The sequence below is a fragment of the Lacibacter sp. MH-610 genome (assembly GCF_045780045.1).
Taxonomy (GTDB): domain Bacteria; phylum Bacteroidota; class Bacteroidia; order Chitinophagales; family Chitinophagaceae; genus Lacibacter.
Map to the genome: position 1 here is coordinate 1150989 of NZ_CP116002.1, position 16518 is coordinate 1167506.

The following is a 16518-nucleotide window of genomic DNA, read 5'->3' on the forward strand; positions in this document are numbered from 1 at the left end:
ATGAATTTGTTAATCATTGTCATATTACCCATTCTTTCAGCACTGGCGGTATTGCCTTTTAAGCAACGCCAGCAGGTAAGATTCATAGCGCTTGCCGGCTCCTTGCTGCAATGGCTGGCAGCATTAGCCTTGTTCTATTTCTATTCAACAGGTGAGAACAAGGATGCGGTCATGTTCTTTGAACAGAATTATCAGTGGTACCAGCCGTTAAACATCAACTTTCATATGGGTGTGGATGGCATTTCCATTGCCATGATCCTGCTGACTGCTACTGTTGTGCTTGCCGGTATTCTCGTTTCATGGAAAGAAGAACGCATGAGCAAAGAGTTCTTCTTTTTACTGTTGTTATTAAGCGCAGGTGCTTATGGCTTCTTTGTGTCACTCGATCTGTTTACCATGTTCTTCTTCCTGGAACTCGCTGTTATACCAAAGTTTTTGCTCATTGGTATTTGGGGAAGCGGTAAAAAAGAATACAGCGCTATGAAATTGGCTTTGATGCTGATGGCCGGCTCAGCATTAGTGTTTGTTGGATTAGCAGGATTGTATTTCAACACCTCCACTGATGGTAATTACACATTTGATATTTTACAAATAGCATCACTTACTATTTCTCCGGCGGTTCAAAACTTATTCTTCCCATTTGTATTTATTGGCTTTGGCATTTTTACGGCTTTGTTTCCGTTTCATACATGGGTGCCCGATGGTCACTCCAGTGCACCAACGGCAGCTTCTATGTTTTTAGCCGGTATTAGTATGAAGTTGGGTGGTTATGGTTGTTTGCGTGCTGCCACCTGGTTAATGCCTGATGCTGCACAACATTATTCAACTATCATTATCATTCTGGCATGTATTGCAATTTTATATGGAGCATTCGCCACCATGATGCAGACGGATTTGAAATACATCAATGCTTATTCTTCCGTTAGCCATTGTGGATTTGTATTGCTGGGAATTGGTATGTTAACGAAAACAGCGATCAATGGTGCTGTGTTGCAAATGGTGAGCCATGGATTAATGACGGCGCTCTTCTTTGCTGCCATAGGCATGTTGTATGAACGTACACATACACGTAAAGTGGCTGAACTGGGAGGTTTATTGAAGGTGATGCCGTTTATATCATCCGTGTTTGTAATAGCCGGTTTGTGTTCATTGGGTTTGCCGGGCTTTAGTGGTTTTGTTGCCGAGATGACGGTGTTCATGGGCGGTTGGGAAAAAGCAGAAAGTTTTTATCGCATTGCAACAATTGTTGCCTGTGCTTCCATTGTAGTTACGGCCGTTTATATTTTGCGTGCCACAGGAAGTTCGATTATGGGTGCAGTGAAAAATGAAAGTTATTTAGCATTACATGATGCGAAGTGGTATGAAAAATCAGCAGCGGTCTTGTTGCTGGCAGGAATCATTGCCATGGGGATTGCACCTTATTGGCTCACAGACCTGATCAATCCCGGAACAGATATCATTATTCAAAAATTAGCTGGAAAATAAAGAATGGATTTTTTACAAACGATACAATTCATGAAGCAGGAAATGATGGTGGTGCTCATCATCTTCATCCTGCTGTTTATGAAACTTGCCAATAAAGAATGGAAGAAAGAAACAGTACTGCATACAGTGAATGTGTTGCTGTTCATCAATCTGATTGCCGGTTTCTTTTTCAACGTGGAAGGAAGGGCATTTGGCAGCATGTATATTACCAACGAGTTATTTGTTTTTGAAAAGAACATGCTCAATCTTGCGATGCTCCTGATCTCTTTCCAGGCGTTTGATTGGTTAAAGAACCACGAGCATACCATTGAATGTTATTTACTGCTCCTGAGTTCTTTACTCGGTATGCAATTCCTCATCAGCAGCGGTCATTTGTTGATGTTTTACCTGAGCATGGAACTCTCAACCATTCCGCTGGCGGCATTGGCCAACTTTGATCTTGGAAAACGCCGTTCCTCAGAAGCTGCTATGAAAATGATCTTCTCTTCGGCTTTTGCCTCAGGGTTGATGTTGTTTGGTATTTCATTGTTGTATGGTACTACCGGTGCGCTCGGTTTCAGGGAAATGACACAGGGATTGTACAGCAGCAACCTGCAAATATTTGCATTGATATTGATCCTGGCAGGCATCGGGTTTAAAATTTCTGCGGTGCCCTTTCATTTATGGACGGCTGATGTGTATGAAGGTGCTCCCATTGCAGTTACATCCTTTCTTTCTGTTTTATCAAAAGGAACATTCCTGATGGTAATGGTGCAACTGCTGGCCTATACATTCGGGCCACTGATTGCTGTATTCAGCAATATGCTGATGCTACTGGCTGCTGCTACAATGATCATCGGTAATTTGTTTGCCATCCGGCAACAAAACTTAAAACGATTCCTTGCTTTTTCTTCCGTGGCACAGGTTGGTTTTACTTTACTGGCGCTGATGGTACAAACAGGAGAAGGCAATACAGCTGTTGTTTATTTTGTATTGATCTATATCTTTTCCAACCTGGCAGCATTTGGAGTGGTTACGATCATCAGCAATGCATCAGGGAAAGAAGCCATCGATGATCTCAAAGGTTTTTATAAAACCAACCCGTTGCTGAGTTGGGTACTGGCGATTGCTTTGTTTTCACTCGCAGGCATTCCGCCCACAGCAGGATTTTTTGGAAAATTCTTTTTGATTTTGGCCGGTGCAGCAAAGGGGAATTATATCATCATCACAATCGCCGCATTGAATATGGTACTGTCATTGTACTATTACCTGCGAATTGTGAAAGCGATGTTCATGGATGCCAATGAACAACCGATCGAAAAAATTCAATCAGGCAACTATGCAAAACTGGCGGCTGTTATATGTGTGGCAGGTATTTTAATTACCGGTTTGGCAAGCGGTGCTTATCATTATGTTTACCGTATTGTTATTATGAATTGATAAAAGAAAGCAATGGCGATCAATAAAAATCATGAGTTTGAAGATCTGAATGGTATTAAGTGTGCAGTGGTGGAAAAGAATGCCACACAGGAGCGTATTGATTTCTTACAACCATTATTAGAGTGGAATGGATATACAGTTGTTGTAGTTCCATCACCACCACCCAAAGCAGCTCCGGCACCTAAACCAGCAGAAGGAGAAGCCACCGTTGAGACTTCTGCCCTAAACCCTTCACCTCCCACCTTCACCATCGGTGTTACAGATGTTCGGTTTAATGTAACCAATGCATTGATGGGTCGCATGCTCAAAACAAAAGAAGGTAAAATTGTTACAGTTGATTTCTGGCAACAAAAAGAAACAGTGAGTCAGGATCAGATTCCTTATTTTTCAAAAGACGAATACGTTCACTCATGGAAGTAAAATCTTTGTTTGATAAAGCGGCGTATGATGAAATAATGCAGCGCCTAAGCAATTTAAAGGTTGATAGTCCACGTCAGTGGGGTAAGATGACAGCTGCACAAATGCTCACGCATTGCAAAGAAGCCTACAAAGTACCGTTAACCAGCAAACCGCTGAAACGTCATCCGCTCTCCATCATCGGGTGGATGTTCCGTAGCCAGTTATACAATAGCAAACCTTACCGACAGAATCTTCCTACTGCTCCCAACTTTATCGTAAAAGAGGAGCGTGATTTTGATAAAGAAAAAGCTGAAATGCTTTCCATTGTAAAAGCCTTTCATGAACGTGGTGCTGCAGGCATTGGTGATAAAGTGCATCCCATGTTTGGAAAAATGACGGCTGATCAATGGGGCAGAAGCATGTGGAAACATTTAGATCATCATTTACGACAGTTTGGACAATGAAACCCCCAGCCCCCTAAATCCCCCGAAGGGGGACTTACCACGCACAGCCCTCACTTATTCAACCTTTACTATTTTATTTTGTTAGTAATTATCGATAATTAAAAAAAATTATGAAACCAAAACCACTTTCTGAATTTACAACGGAGGAATTGAAGAAAAATGAAAAGGGAATGAAGATTGCCGTTTATGTGCTGGGTATTTGTGTCGGATTGATGTTTTTGAGCGGTGGTTACTTATATACTCAGAAAGGTTTTACGGCTTCTACTGCATTACCGCTTTGTTTTTTGCCTTTGTGGATTCTTAATTACAGGAACTGGAAAAAGTTGAAAGAGGAACTTGCTAAAAGAGGATGATATATAAACGGTCTTACAAGTATTACTTTCTGAACAACGCCTCAGCCATTTTCTGATCATGCCCATACACATCGTTCCTGAAATTCAATTGTCCGTTGGCATCAACAAAAGCGGTGAGATAAACAATATACACCGGAATGGGTTCTTTAATGTTCAGGTATTTTTCTTTGCCGGCATTCATAGCCTCTTCAATTTTTGCAGAAGTCCATTCTTCTTCATGTCTTAATAAAAATTCAGCCAAACGTTTGGGTTGCGATAAACGGATACAGCCATGACTGAACGCACGCCTGCTTTCTTCAAACTTGGATTTAGTGGGCGTATCATGCAGGTAAATACTATAGCTGTTGGGGAACAAAAATTTCACAAGACCCAATGCATTCCACGGTCCCGGTTTTTGACGCACACTGTTGCCATTCCATTCCATATGGTTGCGTTCCAGGTAGTTTTTATTACGTCGAACTGCCGGTAATATTTCTTTCTGTAAAATACTGTTAGGCACATTCCAATACGGACTGAATACAATATGTTTCAAGGTTCCCTGGAAAATAACCGTGTTATTGGCTGCTGTGCCCACCACCACATCCATACTGAAAATGTAAGCGCCTTTTTCAAATACATGCAAACGGTACTCCGGAATATTCACCAGCAAAAAATCAGAAGTAGGCTGGGCAGGAAGCCAACGTAGTCGCTCCATGTTGATCAAAATCTGTGTTAATCGCTCCTGTACCGGGCGGTTCATTTCAGCTATTACTGCAGTATTGATAATGCCATCTTCTTTTAATCCATAGCGGTGCTGAAATTGTTTAACGGCTGCTAAAGTAGTTTCATTAAACAGATGTGATGTGTCATCTGTCTTGAGATCGCCGGAAAGAAAGAGCCTGTGTTTGATGCGACTGATAACCGGTGATTCATCATGAAGCTGATATTTCTTTTTATCGGCTTTGATTGTTTGCCAGCCTCCCTGTTTTTCGATCTCATAGTATTTGACTAAGTAATCTTTCAGCAATTTGTATTGCTGGTGTACGGGTTCCAGCTCAGATACATTTTCATTCTTATGCGCCAGCATGGAATCCAGTACCGCTACGGAATTAATCCGTTTACGGGGAATATACCATTCCAGTTGCCGGGTGTTAACAGTATTGCTGCCCTGGTACTTGCGGTACGCATATCGAAAGAATTGTGCTGTCAGTAACAACTCCGTTTGAAATACAATGGAATCCTGCATGCGGAACTGGTAGTAACCTCCTGTAATGGAATCATATAAATGTGTAAATAAAGAATTGTGCAAACTGCTGTCTCTACTGTAAGAAATATAATCATTAAAGAGATCAATAAACGTTCCGGCATTGGTACTCACGCCTTGTGAATTGAACCATGCATACTGGTAATTACGTCCGTTATAAAAACTCCTGATTCGTTTTGATAAAGAGTCATGAAACTGTTGTTTACTGATGAATTGCTCCATCGCTGTACTATCCAGGTACATATCAGTAACCGCAATAGCAGTGTCAATCGTATAGTCTCTTGGTACTACTTCACCATTGGCCTGTTTGATCGCATTTTTGCAACTGGTAAAAAGGAGTACAATACAACTGATATAGAAAAGATGTTTCATGCTATTTAAATTGATGTCAGCGTATAACAAATTAAAGAAAGATCGTTGTTATAAAAAATAAAAAAGGGAACTGCAACTGCAGTTCCCTTGTGATCATCGGTAAAGGTTACAGGCCCTTCAATGTTACCAGCCGATCCCATTTATTATTCCTGGCATGTTCAGCAGCTTCTAAAAACTGCTCTGCCAGTTCAGGATCCTTGGCTTTGATCACATTGAAACGATTTTCATGATACATAAATTCACTCAACGGTAAGGATGGCTCTTTACTGTCAATCACAAAGCGTTCACCTTTTGGTTTGAGCGGATTGTAATGGAACAAAGGCCAGTAACCGCTCTTCACTGCAAAGTCCTGCTCTTCGGCGCCATGTGCCATATCAATACCATGTGCAATGCAATGACTGTATGCAATAATGAGCGAAGGGCCTGGATATGCTTCTGCTTCTAAAATCGTACGCAGCGTATGCATATCATTTCCGCCCAATGCAATCTGTGCTACATACGCTGTGCCGTGTGCAATGGCTTGCATGGCTAAATCTTTTTTACCCGATGTTTTTCCATTCACACTGAACTTGGCACTGGCACCCAGTGGAGTCGATTTTGATTTTTGTCCGCCTGTATTGCTGTACACTTCTGTATCAAGTACCAATATGTTTACATTTTCACCGGTGGAAAGCACATGATCCAATCCGCCGTAACCAATATCATAAGCCCAACCATCACCACCAATAATCCAGACAGATTTTTGTTCTAAAAAATCAGCAAGATGAAATAAGTTTAAAGCAGCCATTGATTTCATACCACTCAATCGCTTCTTTAATTCCAGCACCAACTCATGTTTTGTTTGAATCTCGGCTTCTGTTCCTTCTTTTGAATTTACCAATGCATCTACCAGGTCTTCGCCTATCTGCGGCCGTAATTCATCCAGCAACTGGTAGGCCATTTCTTTTTTCTTTTCGCCTGCCAGTCGTAAACCCAATCCAAACTCCGCATTATCTTCAAATAAACTGTTGGCCCATGCCGGCCCGGTTCCTTCTTTATTAGTGCTCCATGGTGTTGAAGGAAGATTGCCGCCAAAAATGGAAGAACATCCGGTGGCATTGGCAACGATCATCCGCTCACCAAAGAGTTGTGTAATCAATTTTAAATAGGGTGTTTCACCACAACCGGCGCATGCACCGCTGAACTCAAACAACGGTTGAAAGAATTGAGAACCTTTCACCGTATTCTTATTCACTCTGGCACGGTCCACTTCCGGTAATGAAAGAAAGTAATCCCAGTTTTCTATTTCTGCCTGCTGAATATCTTTCTTATCCATCATGTTGATGGCCTTATGCCCGGCATCTGTTTTAGAAGTTATAGGGCAATACTCCACGCATAAGGTACAACCGGTACAATCTTCTGTTGAAACCTGTAATGAATAAGCTTCTGTTTCCTTGTTCCATTCCTTACCAATAGGGTCGACATGTTTGAAGGTGGAAGGCGCTTCGTTCAATAAAATTTTATCATACACTTTCGCACGAATAGCTGCATGCGGACAAATAATCACACACTTGTTGCATTGTGTACACAAGCTTGTATCCCATACAGGTACTGCATCTGCAATATTTCGTTTTTCCCATTTGGTAGTGCCGCTGGGGTAGGTACCATCAACAGGAAAGGCGCTCACGGGTAATTCATCACCTTCACCCGCCATAATTTTACTCAATACATCTTTTACAAAATCGGGTGCATCATCAGCTACAATATTGCTCAACTCTACAGTTCCAACTTTGTAAGTACTGTAATCCACTTCATACAAATTGGCAAGCGTAGCATCCACCGCATCATAGTTTTTCTGAACTACAGCTTCGCCTTTTTTCCAATAGGTTTCATAAATCGCTTCTTTAATTTTAGCAATGGCTTCTTCTCTTGGCAATACATTGCTGATGGCGAAGAAACAGGTTTGCAAAATGGTGTTGATGCGGGTACCCATACCTGCATCCTTTGCTACAGTGTAAGCATTGATGGCATAAAACTTCAACTGCTTATGAATAATCTCTTCCTGGATTTTTTTGGGCAGCTTACTCCACAGTTCTTCTTTTTCATACGGTGCGTTTAATAAAAAGGTAGCACCCTGTTCTGCATCTTTTAAAATATCATACTTGGTTAAATAGTTGAAATGATGACAGGCCACAAAGTTGGCTGATTGAATTAAGTAGGTTGATTCTATCGGCTTTTCACCAAAACGCAAATGTGAAACAGTCAATGAACCTGATTTCTTACTGTCATACACAAAATATCCCTGCACATGATCATTGGTTTTATCTCCAATGATCTTGATGGAATTCTTATTGGCACTTACCGTACCATCAGCACCCAAACCAAAAAACAAACCACGGAACAAATGTTGTGCTTCCAGGTTGAAAGATTTGTCATATTCCAAACTGCTGTGACTGATGTCATCTTCAATACCAACGGTAAAATGATTCTTTGGTTTTTCTTTTTTCATTTCACGGAACACAGCTTTTACCATGGCAGGCGTAAATTCTTTACTGCTCAATCCATAACGGCCACCAATTACATGTGCATGATGATTTTCCTGTGCTTCATTCAACGCATTCACAATATTCATGTACAAAGGCTCACCAATTCCTGTAGGTTCTTTGCAACGGTCCAGCACGGCAATGCTTACTACTGATTTAGGAAGTGCTTTCGTAAAAGCTTCTACATCCAGCGGACGGAACAAACGCACATTGATCATGCCAACATGACTGCCATGTGCATTTAAATAATCCACTGTTTCTTTCACGGCACCGGCACCACTGCCCATAATTACAATCACTCTATCAGGATGTTCGTGTCCGTAATATTCAAACAGATTGTATCTTCTTCCGGTGAGTTTGTAAAAAATATCCATCTGTTCCTGTACAATAGAGGGAACTTTTTCATAGTAAGGCGTAGCAGCTTCTCTGTTTTGAAAGTATACATCCGGATTTTGTGCCGTACCACGAATCACGGGTTTGTGCGGGTTCAATGCACGGTCACGGTGTGCATGAATGGCCTCAATACTTATCATTTGCTCAATCACATCATCAGGAATTATTTCTACTTCATTGAGCTCATGCGAAGTACGGAAGCCATCAAAAATATTTAAGAAAGGAACTCTTGCTTTTAAGGTAGCGCTGTGTGCAATCAAGGCCATGTCCATTACTTCCTGCGGATTGTTGCCAAACAACATGGCAAAACCGGTGGAGCGAACGGCCATCACATCACTGTGATCTCCAAAAATAGAAAGTGCATGTGTGGCCAAACTACGTGCCGCAATATGAAATACAGCAGGCGTTAACTCACCTGCAATTTTGTACATGTTGGGGATCATCAGCAGCAATCCCTGCGATGCAGTAAAGGTGGATGCCAATGCACCGCCCTGCAAGGCACCATGTATAGCACCGGCAGCTCCCGCTTCACTTTGCATTTCGATTACTTTGGGCGTGGTGCCGAAAATATTTTTCATGCCTTTGGCACTCCATTCATCGGCCCACTCGCCCATGGCGCTCGATGGTGTGATGGGGTAGATGGCACAGACTTCGCTGCACTTGTACGCAATGTACGCCGCCGCTTCATTGCCATCCATTACTTCTGCTTTTGATTTGACTTGATTGGTAGACATAACGAACCTGTTTGGTTGAAGTACGAAAGTACCTGAGCGTGAAAGGTTGGTGAATGACGGAAGTCAGCAAATAACCTAATTGCCGTGTGGGAGGGGAGTGAGGATGGTTGTGTTACGGGCGGTGGTGCAAACGAGGGGTCGTATTTGTTGAACGAAGTGAAATCCCGCCTTAAGCGGGACGTCGCACACTTCAGGGTTTGGTTTTTCATAGCGGCAGAAACCTCATCCTCCATCTCCTTCTCCAAAGGAGAAGGAGCGGTGCTGCATCTTTTGAATAGGCTATTTGTTCTGCCACATCAACTATCAATAAACATCAACACATCGTTAAGTCACTAATTAATTACAATCTTAAAAATAGTTTCAACAAGTATAAGTTAAATCAACCTGTATCACATAGGATGTTCAGTAGAATTAAAATGTAATTAATCACAGTAGAACACAGCTTAATCAGGGAGCCCTCCGATCCTGCCTACCGTCAGGCAGGTTCGGGCCGTCATTCGAAATCGGGCTCCTTTTTGTTTCTTTTTGGAGAAGCAAAAAGAAAAGAAGAATCAGGAGCTTCTCACCCATATAATCAGTAACTACAAATCAAGCTGTATTAAATTTTCTAAAACGAATAAAACATCTTTTCACACTCAATATCTTTATCGTTCAATAAAAGCTCATGTTTTCCATCCTCCATCAACGCTGTAACCAACTGGTAAAGAATTTTTCAGAAATACCGGCAGAGCGAAAAACAGTGCTTGAAAAAATTGCCGATTACATCAGTGCCAAAAAAGCAAACAACCAAACCGTGCAGTTGGAATTTGTGTGTACCCACAATTCCCGGCGCAGTCACCTGGGACAGATATGGGCCGCCACAGCAGCCGATTATTTTAACATCCATGGCGTGAAAACATTTTCAGGAGGTACGGAGGCCACAGCGTTTAACGCCAATGCCATTCATGCCATTTCCTCCGCCGGTTTTGAAGTACGGAAAACAACCGAAGGAAACAATCCTGTATATCATGTCTATTTTGATGATGACAAGTACGTAACCTGCTTTTCCAAAGTGTACAATCATGAACACAATCCTTCCTCCGGCTTTGCTGTGATCATGACCTGTTCGGATGCAGAAGAAAATTGTCCCTTCATCCCCGATTGTGAATTACGCATTGCTACTACTTACAACGATCCCAAAGCTTATGATGGATCGGTGTTGCAGGATGAAAAATATACAGAGCGGAGTAACCAGATAGGGATGGAGTGTTTGTATGTGTTTTCGAAAGTGAAAATTAATTTGCCTTCTTAAAATATATGTCACCTCTTCTAATTCTAGACTCAATCCCGTAATAGGATACTATGTTTGTGCTTAAACCATAAAATAAATAGGTGTTATTTGATTTTAAAAACTCAAAATCGTGTCTGTATTTAACAGTATTGTTTTCGATATCTGCAATTGTTCTAAAGCTTACTTTATATATTATCGCCTGATCTGATTTCTTATCTTGATTCAATGAGGTGTCTCTCTTTTCAGCAGAGATTTTATAGTTTTTGTTTTCTATTTCCTGTTCGAGCTGCGAATAATGAAGATACCTGAAGGCAGAAATAATAAAACTGTCAATCGTTTCGAAATTATTCTCATAGTCAAAGCGTGGGGGTTCTTCACAAACAGAACAAATTACATTAGGCATAGACATTTTCCTAATTCGTTCTGCATCAACTCTTTTAAATGCTTCAAAAAAATTATAAAATGTAGTTTTTAGCTCATTCTCATTATATTTAATTATTTCAGGCTGTTTCCACTCATCTAAAATGACATCCTGAACTTTTAATTTTGCAGCTGCTGTATCTCTAATCCCATAATACCCCCAGCGTTTTAGTAATCCTTCTTTTTTCATTTGAACTAATTCATGAACAGTATTTCCGTAGTGAGCGGTAGCGACTTTATTGTTAATCGTAAAATATGGAAAGGGAAAGTGGCGATTTAAGCTTTGTCTTGATAAGCCTTTTACTTTATATGTAACATCTTCCGCATACTCAATTTTATGGGGTTTTATTCCTCCTTTAGTCGAATCATAATCCATATAATTCATCGCAGAAAAAGGACTGGCCCATTCGCCACTTTTTGTTTTGTACACTTCATCATATTGCCAGGTTAATTGGGTAAAAGTATCTTTTGAATTTCTCTTGCGTGAAAGATAAAATAAACAATTTTTGTAATCTGCAAAATCAGGCATCTCATAATATCCGTCAACAAGAAATGTGATTTCATTTTTTCTATAGTTTCCGCAAATCTTTTCAATCACTTTATAATGTGCTAAAAACTTATCATAGCAGTGGGTTGAAGTACATGGTTCAGCACTCTCAGGGAGTTTTTTAATTTCAATTTTCTCTCCAATAAATATTAAAAGCTCATCTTCTTCTAAATTCTCCATGCAACTACCTTTCGAATTTTGTTTATTGCATGACAATAAAAACAAAAAGATTACAAGGTTTATCAGATTTGGTATTTTCATATTTGGTGTATGTAAATCATAAAACTTACTGCATCATCTTCCAAACCATCGCCGCAATCACTCCACCCAGTACAGGCCCCACCACAGGAATCCAGCTATATCCCCAACCACTATCTCTCTTCACGCCAATCGGCAATAAAAAATGCATGATACGTGGACCGAGGTCACGTGCTGGATTAATAGCATAACCGGTTGGTCCGCCCAAACACAAACCAATACCCAGCACCAGTAACGCAACTGGTAATGCATCCAGTGCACCCAAGGAACTTTGCGGAGCTGCAATAAACAATACGCCTAAAACAAAAACAGCAGTAATGATCGTTTCAGTTAACAGATTAAAAAATACATTCGGTATGGCAGGCATGTTGCAGAAAACACCCAGCTTGGCATCTGTATCTGTTGTTGCATCAAAATGTTGTTTGTAAGCCAGCCACATCAAGAAACTTCCGGTCATGGCGCCTGCAAATTGTGCAAGGATGTACATGGGCACATCAGCCCAATCAAATTTTTCCAATACAGCCAATGCAATCGTAACAGCCGGATTCAAATGTGCACCGCTCACAGAGGCACTGCTGTACACACCCACAAACACAGCAATAGCCCATCCAAACGTAATCACAATCCATCCGCCATTCTGACCTTTGGATTTATTCAGCAATACATTGGCAACAACACCATTACCCAACACAATGATGAACATGGTTCCGATAAATTCTGCAAGAAAGATTGACATAACGATGGATTAAGGATGATTAAGAATTGTATTTCTTTTTTGGATTTCTCCTGTGATGATAAATGGATGAAATCACAACAAGATTCTTTTCTTCATCAATAAAATAGATAATGAAAAAAGGAAATCGTTTTGTGGAAGTCTCTCTGAATTTCTTATAGGTGTTTCTATAACGATACGGGTCTTTGCAAATCATATCGATTTTTGAAAAAATTGCTGCGGCAAAATTTTCCGCCGTTCTTGTACTTTTTGATTTATACCAGTAAACAGCGTCTTCAAATTCCTGAAATGCTGACGGTGCAAATATGTGCTGAAAGCTCATTTGCGTTTGGTAGTTTGCAATGCTTTTTTGATTTTCTTTTCAGCTTCAGATGCACTTATCATTTTTCCTCCTTTTTCATAGTAGGCGTAGGTGTCATCTAATTTTTTCTTTAATTCAGGTGTGTAATCAAGTTCTTCCTGTTCTATGTCATCTTCCAATAAAGCATATACGGCTTTAACTTTTTTATCATCTGCCACTAACATGTAATCAGCCAGTTTTTTACGAAGTGATGAAGTAGCCATAGAAAATGGTTTTGTTACTCAAATTTAATTTTATAAACGCAATTTTTAAATTATATCTTTTTCTTTTGAGCTAAAAAAGCCAAACTGATATTGACAGTGTAAATTTCGTCCGCCACTTTAAATTTCAATCTCTTCTTACTTCGTACCTCGTACTTCCTGCTTCCCACTTCTTACTTGAGTACATATCCTTCGGCCACTTTATAAAAATCCTTTAACTGCTGTTCTTTCCATGCTTCATCTTTGTTCATTTCTTTCATCATGATATCAGCTACCAGCGGTGCGGCTTCAATAGCTGCTTTAGCATCTAATATCAAAGCCCTTGTACGGCGACTCAATACATCTTCCACCGTAATGGCCATTTCATTACCAACAGCCCACATCACTTCAGCAATGGTATAATGCAAGTTGGGATGAATCGTTTGCGAATAGCCTTGATGTTGTAAATATCGGATGGCTGCTGCATCACTTCCATAATAATGAAGCGGATCATCATAATCCGGTTTTTTGATCCAGCCATGCAGCTTCATTGTTTCTGTCTGGCAACGGGTATACGCAAGTCCGCCTGCATAGTGTGATTTTAAAATTACTTCCTGCGCCATCTTTCTGTACGTTGTCCATTTACCACCGCTGATGTTAATCATACCGCCTTTGCTTTCCCAAATAGTATGATCACGGGGAAGCACGGCTGTTTTCTTTTGTCCCGGAATTTTTATTAAGGGACGCAGACCTGCGAATACACTTTTCACATCGCTGCGTTGTAAACCTGTATGTACATAGCGGTTGAAGTGATTGATCACAAACTCCACTTCTTCTTCCTGCGGTACAGGTTCAATGGTAGGATGGTCTATGCTGGTATCAGTAGTGCCGATGATTACTTTGTCATGAAACGGAACGGCAAACAGCACCCGCCCATCATCCGTACGTGGAATGAACAAAGCCTGTTCGCCCGGGAAGAATTTTTTATCTACTACAATATGGATTCCCTGCGATGGACTTACTGCTTTTTCCAGTCCATCATCATCCATCTTCAACACATCATCTACAAACACACCCGTTGCATTCACAACAATGGTTCCTCTTGCTTCATAGGTTTCATTGTTGATGGTATCATGAATGACTACCCCTTTTACTTTTTCATTTTCACGAATAAGTCCGGTGACTTTTGCATAGTTTAAAACAGTAGCGCTTACATCTGCTGCTGTTAATGCAAGTGTAATGCAGAGGCGTGCATCATCAAATTGACCGTCGTAATAAGCCACGCCACCGCTCAAACGTTTCCCATCTAATCCTTTGATATAATTCTGTGTACGTTTGATAGAAAGCATTTCACTCTTTCCTAAACTCAGTTTGCCCGATAAGAAATTATAAATTTTCAAACCCAATCCGTAGTACAGGGTTTCATACCATCGGTAGGAGGGCATCACCAATTTCAACGGATGAGCCAGGTGCGGTGCGTTCTTCAACAACAATCCTCTTTCCTTCAATGCATCACGCACCAATCGAATGTTTCCCTGCTGTAAATAACGCACACCACCATGTATCAATTTAGTTGAACGACTGGAAGTGCCTTTGCCAAAATCATATTGCTCGACTAATAATGTTTTATAACCCCGTGCTGCTGCATCCACAGCCGCACCCAAACCGGTAGCGCCGCCACCAATGATGATAATATCCCAGTGATGGGTGGATTTGAGCTGTTGTATTTGTTGAGAGCGATTCAAATTCTGTTTCTGATTGAAAATTCAAAAGCTGCAAATTAAATGAAACATGTTGAAGTTGAAGAACAATAAACTATAAACCAAAAACTAGAAACTCATTGCCGCCTTCACCGCCTTCAGCCACCCGTTATACAATGCTGTTCTTGTTTCTTCATCCATACTGTTTTCAAACTTCCGGTCAATCTGCCATTGCTGTTGCAATTCATCAATACTGTTCCAGTAACCGGTGGCTAATCCAGCTAAATATGCGGCACCGAGTGCAGTTGTTTCGGTAATCTTCGGCCGTACAACCGCTGTGTTTAATACATCACTTTGAAATTGCATGAGTGTATTGTTCACGGTAGCACCACCATCCACTCTTAATTCTTTGATTTCAATACCTGCATCTGCTTCCATGGCTTTTAATACATCGGTGGTTTGGTAAGCAATGCTGTCTAAACTTGCTTTGGCAATATGCGCCGCAGTGGTGCCACGTGTTAAACCAACCATCGTACCACGTGTATGTTGATTCCAGTAAGGCGCACCCAAGCCTGCAAAGGCAGGAACCACATACACACCTTCTGTATCTTTTACTTTGGCCGCCAGTTCTTCCACTTCAGATGAAGAACGGATGATGCCTAAACCATCACGCAGCCATTGCACCACCGCACCGGCAATAAACACACTTCCTTCCAGTGCATATTCTGTTTTGCCATTGAGCTTCCACGCAACAGTGGTTAATAAATTGTTGTGTGAGTGAATGAGTTTTTCTCCCGTATTCATCAACATAAAACAACCGGTGCCGTATGTGTTCTTCACCATGCCGGGCTGTGTACAAAGCTGTCCAAATAAGGCACTTTGCTGATCGCCTGCAATACCTGCAATAGGAATATTCTTAGCCGTTAGTATATTTTGTGTAGTGCCATACACTTCACTGCTGCTGCGTATTTGTGGCAGCAAATTGCCGGGGATATTAAAAACCTTTTCCAGTTCACCATCCCATTGCAATGTTTCTAAATTCATCAGCATGGTACGGCTGGCATTGCTCACATCTGTTGCATGCACCTGGCCTTTGGTAAGATTCCAGAGCAGCCATGTATCCACGGTACCAAAACATAATTCACCTTTTTCTGCTTTGGCTCTTGCACCTTCTACATTATCCAGAATCCATTTGATTTTTGTTGCACTGAAATAAGCATCCACCACCAGTCCGGTTCTTTTTTGAATGAGAATGTGCAGGTGTTTGCGTTTGAGCTCATCGCAAAAATCAGCCGTGCGGCGGTCCTGCCATACAATGGCATTGTAAATGGGTTTGCCTGTACTTCGTTCCCACACCACCGTTGTTTCCCGTTGGTTGGTGATACCGATGGCATGAATATTTTCGGCAGATAGTCCGGCCTTGCTTACAGCTTCTGCTGCAACGCCCAGTTGTGTACTCCAGATTTCTTCAGGGTCATGTTCTACCCAGCCCGGCTGCGGAAAAATCTGCCGGAACTCTTTCTGTGCAACAGCAATAATGTTTCCGTTTTTATCAAACACAATGGCACGGCTGCTGGTAGTGCCCTGGTCGAGGGCGAGGATGTAACTGCTCATGCTGACAAGTTAGTAAAAATAGTGGTTGGCCTGACAAACGGCATATCGGTTT

At 41.2% G+C, this 16518-nt stretch carries 14 protein-coding genes; 6 read left to right on the forward strand and 8 right to left on the reverse strand.

The genetic code is table 11. The features are described from left to right. The 5 genes from PDL71_RS05250 to PDL71_RS05270 all read left to right on the forward strand — a co-directional run bounded on the left by PDL71_RS05250 (position 1) and on the right by PDL71_RS05270 (position 4120). A complete protein-coding gene (locus tag PDL71_RS05250; RefSeq protein ID WP_407526332.1) occupies positions 1–1485 on the forward strand; it encodes a NuoM family protein in 1485 nt (494 codons plus the stop codon). Positions 1486–1515: 30 nt separating this feature from the next. After that, complete coding sequence (locus PDL71_RS05255) at positions 1516–2904, forward strand: NADH-quinone oxidoreductase subunit N (RefSeq protein ID WP_407526335.1); 1389 nt, start codon at positions 1516–1518, stop codon at positions 2902–2904. Between the two features lie 12 nt (positions 2905–2916). Then, positions 2917–3324, forward strand: a complete 408-nt coding sequence (locus tag PDL71_RS05260; protein ID WP_407526338.1) for a hypothetical protein — start codon at positions 2917–2919, stop codon at positions 3322–3324. Then, positions 3315–3767, forward strand: coding sequence for a DUF1569 domain-containing protein (locus tag PDL71_RS05265; RefSeq protein ID WP_407526341.1), 453 nt, complete (start codon positions 3315–3317; stop codon positions 3765–3767). The genes PDL71_RS05260 and PDL71_RS05265 overlap by 10 nt, the downstream gene beginning before the upstream one ends. 110 nt (positions 3768–3877) lie before the next feature. Then, entirely contained in the window at positions 3878–4120 is a 243-nt protein-coding gene (locus PDL71_RS05270; protein ID WP_407526344.1) for a hypothetical protein, read from the forward strand. A 22-nt stretch (positions 4121–4142) separates the two neighbouring features. On the opposite strand, the gene PDL71_RS05275 is transcribed toward PDL71_RS05270, so the two are convergent. Together PDL71_RS05275 and nifJ are read right to left on the reverse strand one after the other, a co-directional pair. Next, positions 4143–5735, reverse strand: coding sequence for a murein L,D-transpeptidase (locus PDL71_RS05275; RefSeq protein ID WP_407526346.1), 1593 nt, complete (start codon positions 5733–5735; stop codon positions 4143–4145). Positions 5736–5841: 106 nt separating this feature from the next. Beyond that, positions 5842–9384: a pyruvate:ferredoxin (flavodoxin) oxidoreductase gene (nifJ, locus tag PDL71_RS05280; RefSeq protein WP_407526349.1), complete on the reverse strand. Its 3543-nt coding sequence runs from the start codon at positions 9382–9384 to the stop codon at positions 5842–5844. A 664-nt stretch (positions 9385–10048) separates the two neighbouring features. Between nifJ and PDL71_RS05285 the strand changes: the two genes are divergently transcribed. Next, positions 10049–10675: a protein-tyrosine-phosphatase gene (locus PDL71_RS05285; protein ID WP_407526352.1), complete on the forward strand. Its 627-nt coding sequence runs from the start codon at positions 10049–10051 to the stop codon at positions 10673–10675. Here PDL71_RS05285 and PDL71_RS05290 read toward each other — a convergent pair. The 6 genes from PDL71_RS05290 to glpK all read right to left on the reverse strand — a co-directional run bounded on the left by PDL71_RS05290 (position 10659) and on the right by glpK (position 16466). After that, positions 10659–11801 carry a hypothetical protein gene (locus PDL71_RS05290; RefSeq protein WP_407526355.1) on the reverse strand — a complete coding sequence of 381 codons (1143 nt, stop codon included), beginning with the start codon at positions 11799–11801 and terminating at the stop codon, positions 10659–10661. The two genes, PDL71_RS05285 and PDL71_RS05290, sit on opposite strands and share 17 nt — an antisense overlap. Positions 11802–11907: 106 nt before the next feature. Further along, a complete protein-coding gene (locus PDL71_RS05295) occupies positions 11908–12615 on the reverse strand; it encodes an MIP/aquaporin family protein (RefSeq protein ID WP_407526358.1) in 708 nt (235 codons plus the stop codon). Positions 12616–12634: 19 nt separating this feature from the next. Next, complete coding sequence (locus PDL71_RS05300) at positions 12635–12934, reverse strand: type II toxin-antitoxin system RelE/ParE family toxin (protein ID WP_407526360.1); 300 nt, start codon at positions 12932–12934, stop codon at positions 12635–12637. Further along, entirely contained in the window at positions 12931–13176 is a 246-nt protein-coding gene (locus PDL71_RS05305) for a hypothetical protein (protein WP_407526363.1), read from the reverse strand. Before PDL71_RS05305 ends, PDL71_RS05300 begins: the two co-directional genes overlap by 4 nt. A gap of 170 nt (positions 13177–13346) precedes the next feature. Beyond that, complete coding sequence (locus PDL71_RS05310; RefSeq protein ID WP_407526365.1) at positions 13347–14897, reverse strand: glycerol-3-phosphate dehydrogenase/oxidase; 1551 nt, start codon at positions 14895–14897, stop codon at positions 13347–13349. Positions 14898–14981: 84 nt separating this feature from the next. Then, a complete protein-coding gene (gene glpK, locus PDL71_RS05315; RefSeq protein WP_407526367.1) occupies positions 14982–16466 on the reverse strand; it encodes a glycerol kinase GlpK in 1485 nt (494 codons plus the stop codon). Positions 16467–16518: the final 52 nt, after the last annotated feature.